Origin of the sequence: Streptomyces flavusporus (assembly GCF_046267975.1) — a bacterium.
Taxonomy (GTDB): domain Bacteria; phylum Actinomycetota; class Actinomycetes; order Streptomycetales; family Streptomycetaceae; genus Streptomyces; species Streptomyces flavusporus.
The window spans coordinates 9313042-9333478 of the sequence record NZ_CP176503.1; the positions used below are offsets into that span (position 1 = coordinate 9313042).

The following is a 20437-nucleotide window of genomic DNA, read 5'->3' on the forward strand; positions in this document are numbered from 1 at the left end:
GAAAGAAGGTCGAACGTGACCACACAGACCGAGGTGCTGCAGCGGCTCGGCACGCCCCAGGACTCGGGCTCCACCCCGGTCATATCCGTGCGCAGGCTGTGGAAGGTGTTCGGGCCGAAGGCCGACCAGGTCCCGGACTCCGAGGAGCTGTGCGGGCTCACCCGCCGCGAGCTCATGGACCGCACCGGATGCACCGCCGCCGTACGCGACGTCCACTTCGAGGTCTCGCCCGGTGAGGTCTTCGTCGTCATGGGCCTGTCCGGCTCCGGCAAGTCCACGCTGGTGCGATGTCTGACCCGGCTGATCGAACCCACCGCCGGTGAGGTCGTGTTCGAGGGCGAGGACATCCGCGAGGCGGACGACAAGCGCCTGCGCGACCTGCGGCGCCGGAAGTTCTCCATGGTGTTCCAGCACTTCGGTCTGCTGCCTCACCGCCGCGTCGTCGACAACGTGGCGTTCGGTCTGGAGATCCGCGGCATGGGCAAGGCCGAGCGCACCAGGCGGGCCCAGGAGGTCGTCGAGCTGGTCGGCCTCGCGGGCTATGAGAACTCCTACCCCGACCAGCTGTCCGGCGGTATGCAGCAGCGCGTCGGTCTGGCCCGTGCGCTGGCCGGTGATCCGGACGTGCTCTTCTTCGACGAGCCGTTCTCGGCGCTCGACCCGCTGATCCGCCGCGACATGCAGAACGAGGTCATCCGCCTGCACCACGAGGTCGGCAAGACGATGGTGTTCATCACCCACGACCTCTCCGAGGCCCTCAAGCTGGGCGACCGCATCCTGATCATGCGCGACGGCAAGATGGTCCAGTGCGGCACCGGCGACGAGCTGGTGGGTGCCCCGGCGGACGACTACGTGCGCGAGTTCGTGAAGGACGTGCCGCGCGGCGACGTGCTGACCCTGCGGTGGATCATGCGCCCGCCGGCGGACGGCGACGCCCTGGACGGTCCCGAGCTGGGCCCGGACGTCGTGGTGAAGGAGGCCACCCGGGCGGTGCTCGCGGCCGACAAGCCGGTCAAGGTCGTCGAGAACGGCGAGCTGCTCGGCATCGTCGGCGACGAGGAGATCCTCGCGGTGGTCGCCGGGCAGGAAGGCGGCGCGTGATGACCGTCGCCGTGGAGAAAACAGAGCAACCGGAGAAGACTCAGGCCGTGGAGCAGGCCGCTCCCGCCAAGAGCGTGCGCAAGGTCAGCCGGTCCATGGTGGTGGCGGCGATCCTCGTCGTCTGGCTGGTGCTGTTCCTTGTGCTGCGCGGAAAGCAGACCCTGGCCCTGGCCGCGGCGGACCTGACTGATCTGCACCGGTGGTTCAACGACGTCAACGACTCGATCGGCGCGAACCGCAACTCCAACCCGCTCTTCCTGTACTTCTTCAACGAGATCCGCCTGGTCATCGACTCCCTGGTGACCTTCGTCCAGGAGCTGATCTCACAGCCCTCCGTCGACCGCCCCGTCCCGCAGATCGGCTGGCTGGGTGTCGTCGGCATCGCCGGCTATGTCTCCTGGGCCGTGGGCAACTGGCGGGTCGCGCTGCTGGCGGTGGCCGGCTTCACCTTCCTGGGCCTGCAGGGCCTGTGGCAGGAGAGCATGGACACCCTGGCGCTCACCGTCTCCGCGGTGTTCGTGGCGCTGCTGTTCGCGATCCCGCTGGGTGTGTGGGCGGGGCTGTCCGATCGGGTCAACCGGATCATCACGCCCTTCCTGGACTTCATGCAGACGATGCCGACCTTCGTCTACCTGGCTCCGCTGACCCTCTTCTTCCTGATCGGCCCGGCGTCCGCCACCATCGCCACGCTGATCTATGCGGCTCCGCCCGCGATCCGCATCACCGCGCACGCCATCCGTTCCGTACCGAAGACCACGGTCGAGGCGGCCGACTCGCTGGGTGCCACGCGACGGCAGGCCCTGATGAAGGTTCTGCTGCCGATGTCCAAGCGGACCGTGGTCATGGGCGTGAACCAGACCATCATGGCCGCTCTGGCCATGGTGACCATCGCCGCCTTGATCGACGCGCCCGGCCTCGGCAAGACGGTCGTCCAGGCGCTGCAGTCGCTCGACGTCGGCACGGCCTTCAACGCGGGTCTGGCCATCGTGGTCATGGCCATCGTGCTGGACCGGGTCACCACGGCGGCGAGCAGACGCGAGGAGGCGGCCCGGCGTTCGAAGAACCGCTTTCTGACCTGGCGACGCCCGTTGCTGGGCGTGGGCGCGGCAGTCACGGCTGTCCTGATCTACCTGTCGCACACCTATGTATGGGCGGCGGAGTTCCCCGGCGAGGGAGGCACCGGCAGTGCCATCTCGAGCGGGGCCGACACCGTGACCACCTGGGCGCAGGACAACCTGTCGGGCATCACCAACGCCTTCCGCGACGCCATCACCAACGGTCTGCTCAACCCGTTCCAGACACTGCTCACCGACTCCCCGTGGTGGCTCGTCGGCGCGGCCCTGATCGCGCTCGGCGTCGTCCTCGGCGGCTGGCGCGCCGGCATCACCACGGCGGTGTGCGTGGGACTGCTGGTCGGCACCGGAGTGTGGTCGGACAGCATGACGACGCTGGCGTCGACCGTCGTCGCCACGGTGCTCGTGATGCTGCTCGGCATGGTCTTCGGCGTGTGGATGGGACGCAGCGCGCTCGTGGACCGGCTGCTCAGGCCCAGCCTGGACGCGGCACAGGTCATGCCGCCGTTCGTCTATCTCGTGCCCTTCCTCGCGCTGTTCGGCGCGACCCGCTTCACCGCGATCGTCGCCGCCGTCGTCTACGCGGCTCCCATCGCCATGAAGATCATCGCGGACGGGGTGCGGAACGTGCCCGCCACCACCGTGGAGGCGGCCACCGCCGCCGGGTGCAACACCTGGCAGATCATCACCAAGGTCCAACTGCCGATGGCACGCGGCGCCCTGACTCTCGCCACCAACCAGGGCCTGATCTACGTGCTGTCGATGGTTGTGGTGGGCGGCCTGGTGGGCGCGGGCGCCCTCGGCTACGACGTCGTGGCCGGCTTCTCGCAGGGACAGCTGTACGGGAAGGGGCTCGCCGCGGGGCTGGCCATCGTCCTTCTCGGAGTCATGTTCGACCGGATCACTCAGGCAGCGGCGCGGCGTGCCGGCGCGTAAGGAGCAACTGACCATGGCAAGGCAAGCAAGACAGTGGAGAGTCGGCGCGGCCGGCATAGCGGTCCTCGGCCTCACCCTCACCGCCTGCGGCGGTGCGAAGGTCGGTGACAGCTCCTCGGAGGCCGGCGGCTCGGGCAGCTCCGGCAAGTGCGGCACCTTCAACCTCGCGGTCAACCCGTGGGTGGGGTACGAGGCCAACGCGGCGGTCATCGCCTACGTCGCGGAGCAGGACCTCGGCTGCAAGGTCACCAAGAAGGACCTGAAGGAAGAGATCGCCTGGCAGGGCTTCGGGACGGGCGAGGTCGACGCCGTCGTCGAGAACTGGGGCCACGACGACCTGAAGAAGAAGTACATCACCGACCAGAAGACCGCCGTCGACGCCGGCCCGACCGGCAACGAAGGCCTCATCGGCTGGTACGTGCCGCCGTGGCTGGCCAAGGAACACCCGGACATCACCGACTGGAACAACCTCAACAAGTACGCGGCCGAGTTCAAGACGTCCGAGTCCGGCGGCAAGGGCCAACTCCTCGACGGCGACCCGTCGTTCGTGACCAACGACGAGGCCCTGGTGAAGAACCTGAAGCTGGACTACAAGGTCGTGTACGCGGGCAGCGAGACCGCCCTCATCCAGGCCTTCCGCAAGGCGGAGAAGGACAAGGAATGGGTGATCGGCTACTTCTACGAGCCGCAGTGGTTCATGTCCGAGGTACGGCTGGTGAAGGTCAAGCTGCCCGAGTACAAGGCGGGCTGCGACGCCGACGCCGAGAAGGTCAACTGCGACTACCCCGTGTACAAGCTGGACAAGATCGTCAGCGCGAAGTTCGCCAAGTCGGGCAGCCCGGCCTATGACCTGGTGAAGAACTTCACCTGGACGAACGACGACCAGAACGTCGTGGCGAAGTACATCGCGGTGGACAAGATGACCCCCGAGGCGGCGGCGAAGAAATGGGTCGAGGCCAACCGCGACAAGGTGGACGCCTGGCTCAAGTAGCGCCGGAAGCCGGGAGTCGGAAGCCGGTCGGAACATGCCCGGTGGGCGGTGCGCGCGGGGTGCGCACCGCCCACCGGGCATTGCCGTGTTCCGGCCGGTTTTCCGAGGTCGCGGACCCCTTGACACCCACCTGCACGGAAGGCACATTGAGTTGCGCAACCTGAATCAAGTTGCGTAGACAGCAACCGGATCGGCTCGACTGGTTATCAAACCGGAGGTGCGGCGATGGCGGGACCGCGAGTGGTCATCATCGGAGCGGGCGTCGTTGGCGCGGCACTCGCGGACGAGATCTCCGCGCGAGGCTGGACCGAAGTGACCGTGGTCGACCAGGGCCCGCTCCCCGCCACCGGGGGCTCCACCTCGCACGCCCCGGGCCTGGTCTTCCAGACGAACTCCTCCAAGACCATGACCGAGCTGGCCCGCTACACCGTCGAGAAGTTCTGCTCCCTCGACGTCGACGGCAAGCCCTGCTTCCTGCAGGTCGGCGGGCTGGAAGTGGCGACCACCCCCGAGCGTCTCGCGGAACTGCACCGCCGCCACGGCTGGATCTCCGCCTGGGGCATCGAGTCGCGGATCCTGACTCCTGACGAGTGCGTCGAGCAGCACCCGCTGGTCAACCGCGACAAGGTCCTCGGCGGCCTCCTCGTCCTGACGGACGGCCTCGCCAAGGCCGTCCTCGCCGTCGAGGCGCAGATCCGCCGGGCCACCGAGCGCGGCGTGCGCTTCCTGGCCCGCCACGAGGTCCTCGACGTACTGCGGGCCGACGGCGAGGTGACCGGCGTCCTGACCGACCAGGGTGAGATCCCCGCCGACATCGTCGTGTGCTGCGCCGGCATCTGGGGCCCGAAGATCGCCCGCATGGTCGGCATGAACCTGCCGCTCACCCCGCTCGCCCACCAGCTGGCCTGGACCGGCCCCGTCCCGGCCCTGGCCGGCCAGACGGAGGAAGCGGTCCGCCCGATCCTGCGCCACCAGGACGCCGACCTCTACTACCGCGACCGCTTCGACGGACTGGGCATCGGCTACTACGGCCACCGCCCGATGCCGATCTCCGCCGACGACATCCTCTCCGTGGACGAGGCCGAGGACATGCCGTCGGTCCTGAAGTTCACCGAGGAGGACTTCGAGGACGCCTGGACCGAGACCCAGTCCCTGCTCCCCGCGACCAAGGAAGCGAAGGTCGAGGAGGGCATCAACGGCCTGTTCTCCTTCACCACCGACAACTTCCCGCTCCTCGGCGAGTCCCCGGACGTCAAGGGCTTCTGGGTCGCCGAGGCCGTGTGGGTCACCCACTCCGCGGGCGTGGGGCGGGCGATGGCCGAATGGCTGGTCGACGGCCACTGCTCGTCCTTCGACCTGCACGAGTGCGACGTCAACCGCTTCGAGCCGCACCAGCTGTCCCCGGAGTACGTCCTGGCCCGCGACTGCCAGAACTTCGTGGAGGTCTACGACATCCTCCACCCCCTCCAGCCCTCGGGTGACCCGCGTCCGATCCGCACCAGCCCCTTCCACCCTCGCCAGCAGGAGCACGGCGCCTTCTTCCTGGAGGCGAACGGCTGGGAGCGCCCGCAGTGGTACGAGGCCAACGCGTCCCTGGTCGAAGGCCGCAGCATTCCCACCCCCAACGACTGGGCAGCCCAGTACTGGTCGCCCATCGTCGGCGCCGAGGCGCAGGTCACCCGCGAGACCGTCGCGATGTACGACATGACGGCCCTCAAGCGCCTGGAGGTGAGCGGCCCAGGCGCCTCCGCCTTCCTGGAGCGCCTGTGCACCGGCAAGGTCGCCAAGTCCGTCGGCTCGGTCACCTACACCCTGCTCCTCGACCACGACGGCGGCATCCGCAGCGACATCACCGTCGCCCGCCTGGCCCGCGACCTCTTCCAGGTCGGCGCCAACGGCAACCTGGACCTCGACTGGTTCACCCGCCACCTCCCCACCGACGGCACGGTCCAGGTACGTGACATCACCCCCGGCACCTGCTGCATCGGCCTGTGGGGCCCCCTCGCCCGCAAGGTCCTGCAACCCCTGACGGACGAGGACTTCTCGGGCGACGGCCTGAAGTACTTCCGCGCCAAGCGCGCCTACATCGGCTCGGTGCCCGTCACCGCAATGCGCCTGAGTTACGTCGGTGAGCTCGGCTGGGAGCTCTACACCACCGCCGACCAGGGCCTGAAGCTGTGGGACACCCTGTGGCAGGCGGCCAAGCCCCTCGGCGGCGTCATCGCCGGCCGCGGCGCCTTCAACAGCCTCCGGCTGGAGAAGGGCTACCGCTCCTTCGGCACCGACATGACCTACGAGCACGACCCCTACGAGGCCGGCGTCGGCTTCGCCGTCAAGCTCGACAAGGACGACTTCATCGGCAAGGCCGCGCTGGAGCGCCGTAAGGAGAACGTGCGGCGCAGGCTGACCTGCCTCACCATCGACGACCCGCGGTCGGTGGTCATGGGCAAGGAGCCGGTGTACGACGGGGACCGTGCGGTCGGCTACGTCACCAGCGCCGCCTATGGCTACACGATCGGCAAGGGCATCGCCTACGCCTGGCTCCCCGCCGAACTCGCCACCCCCGGCACCCCCGTGCACATCGGCTACTTCGACCAGCGCATCGAGGCGGTCGTCGCCGAGGAGCCCCTGTTCGACCCCACCATGTCCCGCCTCCGCGGCTGACACCCAGCGTCGACTACGAGGGAAGGAACACCGCCGGTGAACGCACAGCTGCTCGACGGCAAGGCGACCGCCGCCGACATCCGCCGCGAACTAGCGGAGCGTGTGGCCAAGTTGACGGCCACTGACGGCCGCCCGCCGGGCCTCGGCACGGTCCTGGTCGGCGACGACCCCGGCAGCCACGCCTACGTCGCCGGCAAGCACCGCGACTGCGCCCAGGTCGGCATCGCCTCCATCCGCCGTGACCTGCCGGCCGACGCCTCCCAGCAGCAGGTCGAGGAGACGATCGACGAGCTCAACGCCGACCCGGCCTGCACCGGCTACATCGTCCAGCTCCCGCTGCCGCGCCACCTGGACGCCAACGCCGTACTGGAACGCATGGACCCGGCCAAGGACGCCGACGGCTTGCACCCCGTCAACCTCGGCCGGCTCATCCTGGGCGTCGAGGCACCGCTGCCGTGCACCCCTCGCGGCATCGTCGAGCTGCTCCGCCGCCACGACGTGCCGCTGGCCGGGGCGCGGGTGTGTGTGATCGGCCGCGGCATCACCGTCGGACGCCCCATCGGGCTCCTCCTCACCCGCCGCTCCGAGAACGCCACCGTCACCCTGTGCCACACCGGTACCAAGGGCCTGGCCTGGCACGTACGCGAGGCGGACATCGTCATCGCCGCCGCCGGCTCACCCGGACTGGTCACCAAGGACATGCTGCGCCCCGGCGCCGCGGTCCTGGACGTCGGCATCACCCGCACCGACCAGGGCCTGGTCGGCGACATCCACCCGGACGCCGCCCAGGTCGCCGGCTGGATCGCGCCCATGCCAGGCGGTGTGGGCCCCATGACGCGGGCGATGTTGCTGGCCAACGTCGTCGAGGCCGCCGAGAGGAACGCCACCGCCGTATGACCGCGCACGTCCCCAAGTACCCGCAGTATCCGCACCTTTCAGAAGACGGAGACGTCCGATGAGCCCCCGCACCCCCGGCGCCGACCTCCCCGACCACCCCGACTTCCTGTGGCGTACGCCCGACCCCAAGCGGTCGTACGACGTGGTGATCGTCGGCGGCGGCGGACACGGCCTCGCCACCGCGCACTACCTCGCCAAGAACCACGGCATCACCAATGTCGCCGTGCTGGAGAAGGGCTGGCTCGCGGGCGGCAACATGGCCCGCAACACCACGATCATCCGCTCCAACTACCTGTGGGACGAGAGCGCCGGCATCTACGAGCACGCGCTCAAGCTGTGGGAGGGACTGGCGGAGGAGCTCGACTACCCGATCCTCTTCTCCCAGCGCGGCGTGCTGAACCTCGCGCACAGCCTGCAGGACGTCCGCGACAGTGTGCGCCGCGTGGAGGCGAACCGCCTCAACGGCGTGGACGCGGAGTGGCTCGACGCGGACGGCGTCAAGGAAGTCTGCCCGATCGTCAACATCTCCCCGGACGTGCGCTATCCGGTCCTGGGCGCCACCTACCAGCCGCGCGCCGGCATCGCCAAGCACGACTACGTGGCCTGGGGCCTGGCCCGCTCCGCGGACGCCGCGGGCATCGACATCATCCAGAACTGCGAGGTCACCGACCTGGACGTGGTCGGCAACCGAGTGGTCGGGGTCCAGACCAACCTCGGCCCCATCGCCGCCGGCAAGGTGGCGCTCTGCTCGGCGGGCCACACCTCGGTCCTCGCCGCGATGGCGGGTATCGAACTCCCCCTCCAGAGCCACCCGTTGCAGGCGCTCGTGTCGGAGTTGCTGGAGCCCGTGCACCCGACCGTCGTCATGTCCAACGCGGTCCACGTGTACGTCAGCCAAGCCCACAAGGGCGAGCTGGTCATGGGTGCGGGCATCGACGCCTACAACTCCTACACCCAGCGCGGCGCCTTCCACATCATCGAAGAGCAGATGTCGGCGGCCCTGGAGCTGTTCCCCGTCTTCGCCCGCGCCCACGTCCTGCGCACCTGGGGCGGCATCGTGGACGTCAGCCCCGACGCCTCGCCGATCACCGGGCTCACCCCCGTCGACAACCTCTACCTCAACTGCGGCTGGGGAACGGGCGGTTTCAAGGCCACCCCGGGCGTCGGCTGGGTCTACGCCCACACCATCGCCCACGACACCCCGCACGCCCTCAACGCCCCCTTCTCGCTCGACCGTTTCACCACCGGCGCGCTCGTCGACGAGCACGGCGCGGCCGCGGTGGCCCACTAGGGAGCCGATCCATGCTGCTCATCCCCTGCCCGTGGTGCGGGCCCCGCGACGAGGCCGAGTTCCACTACGGCGGTCAGGCCCACGTGCCGTATCCGGAGGACCCGGCGTCCCTCAGCGACGAGGAGTGGGCCCGGTACCTGTTCTTCCGCGACAACCCGAAGGGCCCCTTCGCCGAGCGCTGGAGCCACGCGGCGGGCTGCCGCCGCTGGTTCAACGCGGTACGGGACACGTCGACGAACGAGATTCTGGCGGTGTACCGGGCGGAGGAGGAACGCCCGGCAACCGTCGAGCCACGCTCAGTTGATCCAGCCCGTCCGGGGGTGCCCCCTCTGGGGGAGTTTGAGGACGAGGCCCCTTCAGGGCCGACGGGGGGCCAGGGGGCGGAGCCCTCCGGCGGGGTCGAAGGGGCGGAGCCCCTGGAGGACGGGACAGGTAGGGGCGGCGGGGGCGCTGCATCCATCAGCGGCTCCGCCGCGGGCCAGCCGTTCCGCCACCCCACCCGCGGCCGAATCGACCGCGACACCCCCCTCACCTTCACCTTCGACGGCACCGAATACCAGGGCTACCGAGGCGACACCCTCGCCTCCGCCCTTCTCGCCAACGGAGTCATCCAGGCCGGCACCAGCATCAAGCTCGGCCGCCCCCGCGGCATCTTCTCCGCCGGCGTGGAGGAGCCCAACGCGGTCGTCCAGATCGAGGAGCCCTTCCCGGAGCCCATGCTGCCCGCGACGACCGTCGAGCTCTACGACGGCCTCGTGGCAACCAGCCTCCCCGGCCAGGGCCGCCTCGCCACCGAACCGGACCCCGCCCGCTACGATGCCGTACACGCCCACTGCGACCTGCTGGTCGTCGGCGCGGGCCCGGCCGGCCTCGCGGCCGCGGCGGCGGCAGCAAAGAGCGGCGCGCGCGTCATCCTCGTCGACGACCAGCCGGAGCCGGGCGGCAGCCTCCTCGGCACGGCCGAACACCTCGACTGGGTGCAGGAGATCACCGGGCAGCTCGACACCGCCCCCGAGGTCCGCGTCCTGCGCCGTACCACCGTCTTCGGCTACTACGACGACAACCACCTCCTCGCCGTCGAGCGCCGTACCAACCACCTCGGCGCCGAGGCCCCCGAGAACGTCTCCCGCGAACGCGTCTGGCGCATCCGCGCCCGCCGCGTCGTCCTCGCCACCGGCGCCCACGAGCGCTCGCTGGCCTTCGCGGACAACGACCGCCCCGGAGTGATGCTGGCCTCCTCGGCCCGCACGCACGTCAACCGCCACGGTGTCCTGCCCGGCCGCCACGCGGTCGTCTTCACCACCAACGACAGCGCCTACGCCGCGGCGCTGGACCTCACCACGGCGGGCCTGGTCATCACGGCGATCGTCGACACGCGCCCCGAACCGGGGGAGTGGGCGGAGCGCGCGAGGGCGGCCGGCATCGAAGTCCTGCCCGGCCACGCCGTCACCGGCACGGAAGGCGACACGCGCCTCACCGCCGTGACCGTCGCCCCGTACGGAGAGTCCGCGGGGCAGCGGCAGTTCGCCGCCGACCTGCTGCTGGTCTCCGGCGGCTGGAACCCGGTGGCGCACCTGTTCAGCCAGTCGGGCGGCAAGCTGCGCTATGACGAGACGCTGGGCTCCTTCGTGCCCGACACCTGCCGCCAGGCGGTCGAGGTCGTGGGCAGTGCGAGCGGCGTCCTCGACGCGGCCACGGTCCTGGCACAGGGCGCGGCCGCCGGTGCCCGCGCCGTCGAGGCCGAGGGCTACGCACCCGAGGCGCCCCGCCTCCCGGCGGTGGCTGCGCAGCCGCGGCAGACGCCACCGATGCACGTGTACGTCGTCCCGGGTGCCTCGGACGCCCCCCGTTTCGTCGACCTCCAACGCGACGTCACCGTCGACGACCTGGCCCGCGCGACCGGCGCCGGTCTGCGCTCGGTCGAGCACACCAAGCGCTACACCACGGCCGGCACCGCCAACGACCAGGGCAAGACCTCCGGTGTCCTGGCCAGCGGCGTCGTCGCCGAACTGCTCGGCGTGGACATCTCGGCGCTCGGCACGACGACGTTCCGCCCGCCCTACACCCCGGTCTCCTTCGCCGCCCTCGCGGGCCGCGGCCGAGGCGCGCTGAGCGATCCGATCCGCACGACCGCCATCCACGAGTGGCATGTCGCGCACGGCGCCCTGTTCGAGAACGTCGGCCAGTGGAAGCGCCCCTGGTACTACCCGCAGGACGGCGAGGACATGGAAGCCGCCGTGCTGCGCGAGTGCCGGACGGCCCGCGAGAGAGTGGCCTTCATGGACGCCTCCACTCTCGGCAAGATCGACGTGCAGGGCCCGGACGCCGGCGTCTTCCTCGACCGGCTCTACACCAACATGATGAGCACCCTGAAGGTCGGCATGATCCGCTACGGTGTCATGTGCCGCCCGGACGGCATGGTCTTCGACGACGGCACGGTCATCCGCGTCGCCCAGGACCGCTTCCTGGTCACCACGACGACGGGCAACGCCGCCGCCGTACTCGACTGGATGGAGGAGTGGCTCCAGACCGAGTGGCCCGAGCTGAAGGTCCACTGCACGTCCGTGACCGAGCAGTGGGCCACGGTCGCTCTGGTCGGTCCGAAGTCCCGCGAGGTGCTCGGCTCACTCGCGCCCCAACTCGACGTCGCCAACGACGACTTCCCGTTCATGGCATGGCGCGAGACGACCGTCGCGGGCATCGAGGCCAGGGTGTGCCGGATCAGCTTCTCCGGAGAACTCGCCTACGAGATCAACGTGTCACCGTGGGAGGCCCTCGCCCTCTGGGAGGCCGTGTACGAGGCCGGCGCCCCGTACGGCATCACCCCGTACGGCACGGAGACCATGCACGTCCTGCGGGCCGAGAAGGGCTACCCGATCATCGGCCAGGACACCGACGGCACCGTCACTCCCCAGGACCTCGGCATGAGCTGGGTGGTGTCGAAGAAGAAGCCGGACTTCATCGGTAAGCGGTCCTACGCCCGTGCGGACACCGCCCGCCCCGACCGCAAGCACCTGGTCGGCCTCCTCCCCGAGGACCCGGGCACCTTCCTCCCGGAGGGCACCCACCTGGTCGCCGACAGCGTGCTGCCGGCGCCGCCCGTCCCGATGCTCGGCCACGTCACCTCCAGCTATCGCAGTGCGGTCCTCGGCCGGACCTTCGCGCTCGCCCTGATCAAGGGCGGCAGGGACCGCATCGGCGAGCGGCTGTACGCCCCCGTGGGCGACCAACTGGTCCCGGTGACCGTCGCAAGCCCCGTCCTCTACGACCCCGAGGGAGCCCGCCGCGATGGCTGACAACGCCCTGACCGCCCCGCTCCGCAGCCCCCTGTCGCACGTCGCGGATCGCCTGGCCGCCGCGACACGCACGTCCGGGGGTGCGATCCGGCTGGCCGAACTCCCCTTCCTGGCCCAGATCAACGTGCGCCTCGACGCCAAGGGAGCGGCGGCGGAAGCCGTCGGGCTCGCACTGGACCTCCAACTGCCCCTCCAGCCGAACACCGTCGTACGCGCGGGGGAGTTGACCGCGCTGTGGCTCGGTCCGGACGAGTGGCTGCTGGTCGGACCGCCGGGGAGGGAACGGGACCTGGAGAGCCGGATCCGGGAGGCCGCGGAAGACGAGCCGGTCTCGGTCACCGACGTCTCCGCCCAGCGCACCACGCTCCTCGTGACGGGTCCCCGCGCCCACGACCTGCTGGCCCACGGTTGCCCGCTGGACCTGCATCCGCGGGCCTTCGGGTCCGGGCGCTGCGCCCAGACGACACTGGGCCGCACTCAGGTGGTCCTGGTCGCCCGGGACGAACCCAGGGCCGGATTCTGGGTGCTGGTCCGCTCGTCCTTCGCCGGCTATCTGGCGGACTGGATGCTCGACGCGGCGACGGAGTACATCTGAGCGACCACGACGGGGTTGCCCCCGTCGCCTGTGTGGGAGCTCCGCTGAAGGGCTCCCGCAGGGCCTTCTGCATTACGTTTCGTGATTCGCATCGAAAGTCGGACCGTTCCTAGTAGGGCTTTGTTAGGTCCTGTGGTGGGGTTCGGGTGCTGGTGCGGGTTGGCCGCATATCGAGCAGGCGCCGGTCCAGGTGGCCAGGAGGGCCTGGAGTTCGCGGAGGACCGCGTAGAGGGTCAGGCCGGCGCAGGGGCTTTTGGGTCGAGCCTGAGCATGGTGCAGAAGGCCTGGGCGAGGGACGCGAGGGTGACGTGGCGGTGCCAGCCGAGGTAGTTGCGGCCCTCGAAGTGGTCCAGGCCCAGACCGTCCTTGAGCTCGCGGTAGTCGTGCTCAACTCGCCATCGGATCTTGGCGATTCGTACCAGTTCGCGCAGTGGGGTGTCGGCGGGAAGCGTCGAGAGCCAGTAGTCGGTTGGCTCGGCGGAGTCGGGTGGCCACTCGACGAGCAGCCAGCAGTCGGGCAGGGAGCCGTCGGCGGCGCGGCGGATGGTGCGGTTGGCCGGTCGGACCCGCAGGGCCAGGAACTGCGAGCGCATCTCGGCGTTCGGGTTGCGTCTGGTGGCCTTGCTGCCCTGGCGCCAGGTGACGGTGCGGGTGGCCGCTCGGCCGACGGCCAGGGCCAGGGCGCGCAGGGTGGTGTGCGGTTGGGGGTAGGCGGACACGGGAGGGCGGCCCTGCCCGGAGTACGGCGGGCGTTGGGGTGTGGCATTGCCGGGGTGCGCGGTCGTGGTGGCTTTGACCGCGACCGCGTAGGTCAGGCCGCGCTCGGTCAGGCCCTCGCGAAAGCCGGTGGCGTCGCCGTATCCGGCGTCGGCGGCGACCGGAAGGTCGGGCAACTCCCAGTTGTCGCGCACCTCGTCGAGCATGTCCAGCGCCAGGCGCCACTTCTCCCGGTGCCGCTCGGTGTCCGGGATTCCCGCCTTGGCGCGGCGGCGCCGGATCGCCTCGGCCATCAGCGCGTCCTCGCCGTACTTGGTGTCGTCCCAGCTCTCGGGCAGGAACAGGCGCCAGTCGACAGCCGATGACGCACGGTCACTGACCAGGTTCACACTGACGCCGACCTGGCAGTTGCCGCGCTTACCCAGGGCGCCGCAGTACATCCGCGCCACCCCCGGTGAGTCGTAGCCGTCCTTGGGGAAGCCGACATCATCGATCGCGTACGCCTCGGGAGAAATGTGCGCGGCAGCCCAACGGGCCAGCCGCTCACGGACCTTGGAGTAGTCCCAGGTGGACGATGAGACGAACTGCTGCAGCTGCTGGTGGTCCACGCCCAGGCGCTCGGCCATCGGCTGCATGGACTTGCGCTTGCCGTCCAGCATCAGCCCGCGCAGATACAGCTCGCCCTTGGCCCGCTGGTCCCGACGCGCCAGCGAACCGAGCATCTCCGCCGCGAACGCCTCCAGGCGCGGGCGGACCGTCTCCATCTCCTCAGGTGTCACACCTGACAGAACATCACAATCTACCTGACGATGATCAATCGGGGTACCTAACAAAGCCCTACTAGAGACTGAGCGGGAGTGAGTCCTGGTGCCAGGACTCATGCTCAGCCGAACGCCCCGAACGGTGTTGGGCGTTCTGGTTCCCCGCGTTCGCTCCGCACCCGGCGCGCACGGATCGTGTCCGTGGTCCGGGGATGCGGGGGCGGGGTCCCTCACGCCCAGGGATGTCCGGTCGGGCCTGGACGGTCCGATGCCCCGCACGATCGCTCCGGTCGTGTGGGGGCGGTGCCGTCCGTCGCCGGATCGGGTGTCCCTGGGCGCGCCTGCCGATCGCCACGGCGGCCGCGTCGTGGCGGGTGGTGGTGCGGTTTTTCGTGGTGAGGGGCTTTTGCCAGTGTTGGGCGCCCCAGCGGCTGGTGTACGCGGGGTCGACCGCGATGATCGCGATGCCGGTGGCGTCGGCCATCGAGGACAGCCGGGCACGCAGCCTGCTCGTGGGCATGCCGGAGATCAGCTGCCGGAACCGCTTCTTGCGGCCGTGCTTCTCGCGGGTCTTCTCCGCCGTGAAGTCCAGGTCCTCGATGGCGATCGCGGCCACGCCGCAGCCCTTGGCCCAGTGCAGCAGCCGGGTCAGGGCGTGCCGGACCTGGGCATCGCGGTGATCGGCGGTGCCGGACAGGTCGTAGGAGAACCGCCGGGGGCTGCCGACGGGGTTGCCGTGTGCGTCGAGGCGCCAGGCGGCCAGGTGGTCGGCGTTGGTGTCCACCCCGATCACCCCGTCGGCGAGCGCGGCGTCCAGGGGGATCGTCCGAGTGGGCGGGATCTGCCAGGCGGCGGTCACGTACCAGCGGTTCCGGGCCGGGTTGTAGTGGATGCGGTAGGCGACGGCCCGGTTGGCCTCGACGCGGTCGGCCCACTCGGTGCCTCGGTGGGCGAAGCGGACCGTGCCGGTGAGGACGTACCGGCCGTGCGGGGCGTTCGCCAGGTCCTTCAACGGGGCGGGCAGCTTGATGCTCAGCCGGCCCTCGGGGGTGATGCGGAGGGTCTCGTTGCCGTACCGCTTGCCGGACTCGCCGTCCGCCTGCAGGAACCAGCGCTCGGCCTCCCACCGCTCACGCCATGCGGCTTCGGTGAGCTGCGCTGCCTCCAGATGGTGGCGGGTGCGGGCCAGGCGCTTGCCGCCGCGCGCCACGTGCACGGTCCCGGCCTGGTGGTCGGCCCGTTCCCGCTCCAGCCGGTCCTCCAGGACGTGGAGGCGGCGGGACTTGGCGAACCACTCCCGACGGGAGCGGTAGCCGCCCGGCGCGTTCTTCGATCCCTTCGCCCCGACCGGTTGCGCCAACCGGTGCTCGATCGTGGCGACACCGGCCTGAAGGGACTGGATGTGGGCGAGCTGACACCGGCGGGCCAGCGCCCACTGGTCGTGCGACGCCTTGGTGATCGCCCCGGCCCAGCGCGAAGACGCCACCGGCGTCAGCGCACGCTTCCTGGCCGCCCAGGTGTCGGTGGAGTGCTCCAGGCCGTCCGCGCACCGCGCCTTCAGGTCCTTCGAGGCCAGTGCGCCCAGATGCGCGCCCACCAGACGCAGCACCTGCTCATCCTCGGATGTCAGCTGCTTGATCCGGGTACGGATCGCGACCCCGGTCGGGCCGGACGCGACGAACGGCTCCACCACATTCCGCAGCTCGCCCACCTGTCACCCCCGCCCGGCTCTGCCCCGAAAACCCCAGCCTCGTCACCGCCTCCAACGAAACTCGCCCGCAAAGGTCACGCATTCGAGACCAGTACTTCCGTTCCCTCCCGAGAGATCCGCACGATGACCGACAGGCGTTTTCACGCCACAGACCGCCAAGACTCACTCCCGCCCACCAGGGCACACCTGAACACACTCCAGCTGGAACAGCTCGCAATCCCCCCGCCCCAGTACCGCCCGTCCACCTGCTGTTGCGGCCCCTCCGGCAGGTAGACGGGCCACGGGCTCCCGTTGCGAAATGCGCAACATTGAGCGCCATTGGGAATTGATATACGACTCCTCCCTTGACAAGCGCCGTACCCCGCAGAAAACATGTTGCGTATAGCGATGATCGTTGTGCCATACGAGACAACTCCCCGTCTGGAGCCGGCATGAGGAGCATCACCGTCGTCGGAGCGTCCCTCGCAGGCCTGAGTACGGTCCGCGCGCTGCGCGCAGAGGGCTACGACGGCGAAATAGTCGTCATCGGCGAGGAGCGCCACACCCCCTACGACCGCCCCCCGCTGTCCAAGGACTTCCTCAAAGGCGCCCTCGACGCCGATGCGCTCGCGCTCGGCGACGAGGGCGAGTACAAGGACCTGGACGTGCACTGGCTGCTCGGCGAGCGCGCGGTGCGGCTCGACCCCGTCGCCCGGACCGTCACCCTGGCCGGAGGACGGCATGTGCGCACCGACGGGGTCGTCGTCGCGACCGGCGCCAGCCCCCGCACGCTCCCCGGCACGGACGGGCTGGGGGGTGTCCACACCCTGCGCACCTTGGACGATGCCCAGGCCCTGCGCGCCGAGCTGCTGGACGGCCTGCCCAGGGTCGTCGTCATCGGTGCCGGCTTCATCGGCGCCGAGGTGGCGGCCACCGCCCACCGGCTCGGGCTCCACGTCACCGTCGTCGAGGCGCTCGACGTCCCGCTGAAACGCCAACTGGGACGCGAGATGGGGCTGGTGTGCTCCTCGCTCCACCACGATCACGGGGTTCGCCTGCTGTGCGGAACCGGCGTGGCGGGACTCGTCGGCGAGGGCCGGGTCACCGGCGTACGGCTGGCGGACGGGCGGGTGCTGGCCGCCGACATCGTGGTGGTCGGGGTGGGTGTCAGGCCTGCCACCGACTGGCTCGCCGGTTCCGGTGTGCGGGTGGACGACGGCGTGGTGTGCGACGCCGGCTGCTCGACCGGTGTCCCGGGCGTGGTCGCCGTCGGTGACGTCGCCCGCTGCCCCAACCCGTTCACCGGACGGCACGCCCGCATCGAGCACTGGAGCAACGCCACCGAGCAGGCGAAGACCGCCGCCCGCACGCTGCTGACCGGTGTGTCGGCCCCCGCCCCGCTCACCGCGCCGTACTTCTGGTCCGACCAGTACCAGGTACGCATCCAGCTCGCCGGACACGTCGCCCCCGGCACCGAGCCCGAAGTCGTCGAAGGTGACGTCGACAGCCGTACCTTCACGGCCGTCTACCGGCGCGAGGACACCCCCGTCGCCGTGCTCTCCCTCAACCAGCCGAAGTTCTTCAACCGGCTCCGCCGCACCCTCGTCCCCGCCGCCGCGGTCGCCATGACATGAGCGCCCCGCCTCAACTCCCCCCGAGATCCGCTCACACAGAAGGAGACCGCCGATGACCCTGTTCAACCAGCCCCTGCACGAGCTCGACCCCGAGGTCGCCGCCGCGGTCGACGCCGAGCTGGAGCGCCAGCAGTCCACCCTCGAGATGATCGCCTCCGAGAACTTCGCGCCGGTCGCGGTTCTGGAGGCGCAGGGCTCGGTCCTGACCAACAAGTACGCCGAGGGCTACCCCGGCCGCCGCTACTACGGCGGCTGCGAGCACGTCGACGTCGCCGAGCGGATCGCCATCGACCGGGTCAAGGAGCTGTTCGGCGCCGAGTACGCCAATGTCCAGCCGCACTCGGGTGCCTCCGCCAACCAGGCCGCCCTGTTCGCGCTGGCCCAGCCCGGCGACACCGTCCTCGGCCTGGACCTGGCCCACGGCGGTCACCTCACCCACGGCATGAAGATCAATTTCTCGGGCAAGCAGTTCAACGTGGTCGCGTACCACGTGGACTCCGAGACGGGTCTGGTCGACATGGCGGAGCTGGAGCGGCTGGCCAAGGAGCACCGCCCGAAGGTGATCATCGCCGGCTGGTCGGCGTACCCGCGGCAGCTGGACTTCGCGGAGTTCCGCCGGATCGCCGACGAGGTCGAGGCGTACCTGTGGGTGGACATGGCGCACTTCGCGGGTCTGGTCGCGGCGGGTCTGCACCCGAACCCGGTCGAGTACGCGGACGTGGTGACGTCCACGACGCACAAGACGCTGGGCGGGCCGCGCGGCGGCATCATCCTCGCCCGCAGCAAGGACTTCGCGAAGAAGCTGAACTCGTCCGTGTTCCCCGGGTTCCAGGGCGGCCCGTTGGAGCACGTGATCGCGGCCAAGGCGGTGTCCTTCAAGGTCGCCGCTTCGGAGGAGTTCAAGGAGCGTCAGCGCCGTACGATCGAGGGCGCGAAGATCCTCGCCGAGCGGCTGACGGCCGCCGACGCCCGTGAGGCCGGCGTGAACGTCCTGTCCGGCGGCACGGACGTCCACCTGATCCTGGTCGACCTGCGTGCGTCCGAGCTGGACGGCAGGCAGGCCGAGGACCGCCTGCACGAGGTCGGCATCACGGTCAACCGCAACGCCGTCCCGAACGACCCGCGCCCGCCGATGGTGACGTCGGGCCTGCGCATCGGCACGCCCGCCCTCGCCACCCGCGGCTTCCGGGCCGAGGACTTCGCCGAGGTCGCGGAGGTCATCGCCGAGGCGCTGAAGCCGTCGTACGACGCGGAGGCGCTGAAGGCCCGGGTGAAGGCCCTGGCCGACAAGCACCCCCTCTACCCCGGCCTGTAACCGACACCTCCCGCAGGGGCGTGCCCGTGACCGCTCGGCACGCCCCTCCAGTCCCTCGGAGTATGGCGTGGCAATCAGCGTCTTCGACCTGTTCTCCATCGGCATCGGCCCGTCCAGCTCGCACACCGTCGGCCCGATGCGCGCCGCCGGGATGTTCGTCGCCCGGCTGAAGCAGGACGGCGTGCTCGTCCAGACCGCAGCGGTGCGGGCGGAGTTGTTCGGCTCCCTCGGTGCCACCGGCCACGGCCACGGCACCCCCAAGGCGGTCCTGCTCGGCCTGGAGGGCAACGAGCCGCACACGGTCGACGTCGCCCAGGCCGACCTGGACGTCGAGCGGATCCGCGGCACCGGGCGCATCCGCCTCCTCGGTGCCGAGATCGGCCCCGCCCACGAGATCGACTTCGACGTCTCGACCCAGCTGGTCCTGCACCGTCGGCGCTCGCTGCCGTACCACGCCAACGGCATGATCCTCTTCGCGTACGACGCCGACGGTGTGCCGCTGCTGGAGAAGACGTACTACTCGGTGGGCGGTGGCTTCGTCGTCGACGAAGACGCGGTCGGCGCAGACCGGATCAAGCTTGACGACACGGTGCCGGCCTACCCGTTCCGCACCGGTGACGAGCTGCTGCGGCTCTCCCGGGAGACCGGCCTGTCGATCTCCGCTTTGATGCTGGAGAACGAGAAGGCCTGGCGCACCGAGGGGGAGATCCGCGCGGGTCTGCTGGAGATCTGGCGGGTCATGGAGGCCTGCGTCTCCCGAGGCCTGGGCCGCGAGGGCATCCTCCCCGGCGGACTGAAGGTCCGTCGCCGGGCCGCGGCGGCGGCTCGGGCCCTGCGCAGCGAGGGCGACTCGGCGGGCCGCGCGATGGAGTGGGTGACCCTCTATGCGATGGCGGTGAACGAGGAGAACGCTGCGGGCGGCCGGGTCGTGACGGCCCCCACGAACGGCGCGGCGGGCATCATCCCCGCCGTACTGCACTACTTCCTCGACTTCGTGCCGGGCGCCGACGAGGACGGCATCGTCCGCTTCCTGCTCGCGGCGGGCGCCATCGGCATGCTCTTCAAGGAGAACGCGTCCATCTCCGGCGCCGAGGTCGGCTGCCAGGGCGAGGTCGGCTCCGCCTGCTCGATGGCCGCCGGTGGTCTCGCCGAGGTCCTCGGCGGCAGCCCCGAACAGGTGGAGAACGCCGCCGAGATCGGCATGGAACACAACCTCGGCCTCACCTGCGACCCGGTCGGTGGCCTTGTCCAGATCCCGTGCATCGAGCGCAACGGCATGGCCGCGGTCAAGGCCGTGACCGCCGCCCGTATGGCCCTGCGCGGCGACGGCCGTCACCACGTCTCCCTCGACAAGGTCATCAAGACCATGAAGGAGACCGGCGCCGACATGAAGGTCAAGTACAAGGAGACCGCTCGCGGCGGCCTCGCCGTCAACGTCATCGAGTGCTGAGGAGGCGGACGGAGCAGGAGAAAGGG

The 20437-nt window shown here is 70.2% G+C and carries 13 protein-coding genes; 11 read left to right on the forward strand and 2 right to left on the reverse strand.

Going from position 1 to position 20437, the window contains the following annotated elements; all coding sequences use genetic code 11:
- The first annotated feature begins 15 nt into the window (after positions 1 to 15).
- From ACKTSN_RS43940 to ACKTSN_RS43975, 8 genes are all read left to right on the forward strand, one after another.
- Positions 16 to 1101 carry a quaternary amine ABC transporter ATP-binding protein gene (locus ACKTSN_RS43940; RefSeq protein ID WP_409474158.1) on the forward strand — a complete coding sequence of 362 codons (1086 nt, stop codon included), beginning with the start codon at positions 16 to 18 and terminating at the stop codon, positions 1099 to 1101.
- Entirely contained in the window at positions 1101 to 3110 is a 2010-nt protein-coding gene (locus ACKTSN_RS43945) for an ABC transporter permease (RefSeq protein WP_409474159.1), read from the forward strand. Before ACKTSN_RS43940 ends, ACKTSN_RS43945 begins: the two co-directional genes overlap by 1 nt.
- Before the next feature lie 13 nt (positions 3111 to 3123).
- The gene (locus ACKTSN_RS43950; RefSeq protein WP_409474160.1) at positions 3124 to 4101 is read left to right on the forward strand and encodes an ABC transporter substrate-binding protein; all 978 of its coding nucleotides are present in this window, start codon (positions 3124 to 3126) and stop codon (positions 4099 to 4101) included.
- 225 nt (positions 4102 to 4326) lie between these two features.
- Positions 4327 to 6765 carry a GcvT family protein gene (locus tag ACKTSN_RS43955; protein WP_409474161.1) on the forward strand — a complete coding sequence of 813 codons (2439 nt, stop codon included), beginning with the start codon at positions 4327 to 4329 and terminating at the stop codon, positions 6763 to 6765.
- A gap of 36 nt (positions 6766 to 6801) precedes the next feature.
- Positions 6802 to 7662, forward strand: a complete 861-nt coding sequence (locus tag ACKTSN_RS43960; RefSeq protein WP_409474162.1) for a bifunctional methylenetetrahydrofolate dehydrogenase/methenyltetrahydrofolate cyclohydrolase — start codon at positions 6802 to 6804, stop codon at positions 7660 to 7662.
- A gap of 58 nt (positions 7663 to 7720) precedes the next feature.
- The gene (locus ACKTSN_RS43965) at positions 7721 to 8953 is read left to right on the forward strand and encodes a sarcosine oxidase subunit beta family protein (RefSeq protein WP_409474163.1); all 1233 of its coding nucleotides are present in this window, start codon (positions 7721 to 7723) and stop codon (positions 8951 to 8953) included.
- An 11-nt stretch (positions 8954 to 8964) separates the two neighbouring features.
- The gene (locus tag ACKTSN_RS43970) at positions 8965 to 12249 is read left to right on the forward strand and encodes a sarcosine oxidase subunit alpha family protein (RefSeq protein ID WP_409474164.1); all 3285 of its coding nucleotides are present in this window, start codon (positions 8965 to 8967) and stop codon (positions 12247 to 12249) included.
- On the forward strand, positions 12242 to 12844 hold the full coding sequence (locus ACKTSN_RS43975) for a sarcosine oxidase subunit gamma (protein ID WP_409474165.1): 603 nt from the start codon (positions 12242 to 12244) through the stop codon (positions 12842 to 12844). Before ACKTSN_RS43970 ends, ACKTSN_RS43975 begins: the two co-directional genes overlap by 8 nt.
- A 233-nt stretch (positions 12845 to 13077) precedes the next feature.
- Here the strand turns inward: ACKTSN_RS43975 and ACKTSN_RS43980 are convergent, their stop codons facing one another.
- Both ACKTSN_RS43980 and ACKTSN_RS43985 read right to left on the reverse strand, forming a co-directional pair.
- A complete protein-coding gene (locus tag ACKTSN_RS43980; RefSeq protein ID WP_409467247.1) occupies positions 13078 to 14340 on the reverse strand; it encodes an IS701 family transposase in 1263 nt (420 codons plus the stop codon).
- Between the two features lie 61 nt (positions 14341 to 14401).
- Positions 14402 to 16033 (reverse strand): IS200/IS605 family accessory protein TnpB-related protein, encoded by a 1632-nt coding sequence (locus tag ACKTSN_RS43985; protein WP_409474166.1) that lies wholly within the window; start codon positions 16031 to 16033, stop codon positions 14402 to 14404.
- 431 nt (positions 16034 to 16464) lie between these two features.
- Here ACKTSN_RS43985 and ACKTSN_RS43990 point away from each other — a divergent pair, with 431 nt between their 5' ends.
- The 3 genes from ACKTSN_RS43990 to ACKTSN_RS44000 all read left to right on the forward strand — a co-directional run bounded on the left by ACKTSN_RS43990 (position 16465) and on the right by ACKTSN_RS44000 (position 20411).
- Entirely contained in the window at positions 16465 to 17646 is a 1182-nt protein-coding gene (locus tag ACKTSN_RS43990) for an NAD(P)/FAD-dependent oxidoreductase (RefSeq protein WP_409474167.1), read from the forward strand.
- 52 nt (positions 17647 to 17698) lie between these two features.
- On the forward strand, positions 17699 to 18961 hold the full coding sequence (gene glyA, locus ACKTSN_RS43995) for a serine hydroxymethyltransferase (protein ID WP_409474168.1): 1263 nt from the start codon (positions 17699 to 17701) through the stop codon (positions 18959 to 18961).
- Between the two features lie 67 nt (positions 18962 to 19028).
- Positions 19029 to 20411 carry an L-serine ammonia-lyase gene (locus tag ACKTSN_RS44000; protein ID WP_409474169.1) on the forward strand — a complete coding sequence of 461 codons (1383 nt, stop codon included), beginning with the start codon at positions 19029 to 19031 and terminating at the stop codon, positions 20409 to 20411.
- Positions 20412 to 20437 lie beyond the last annotated feature (26 nt).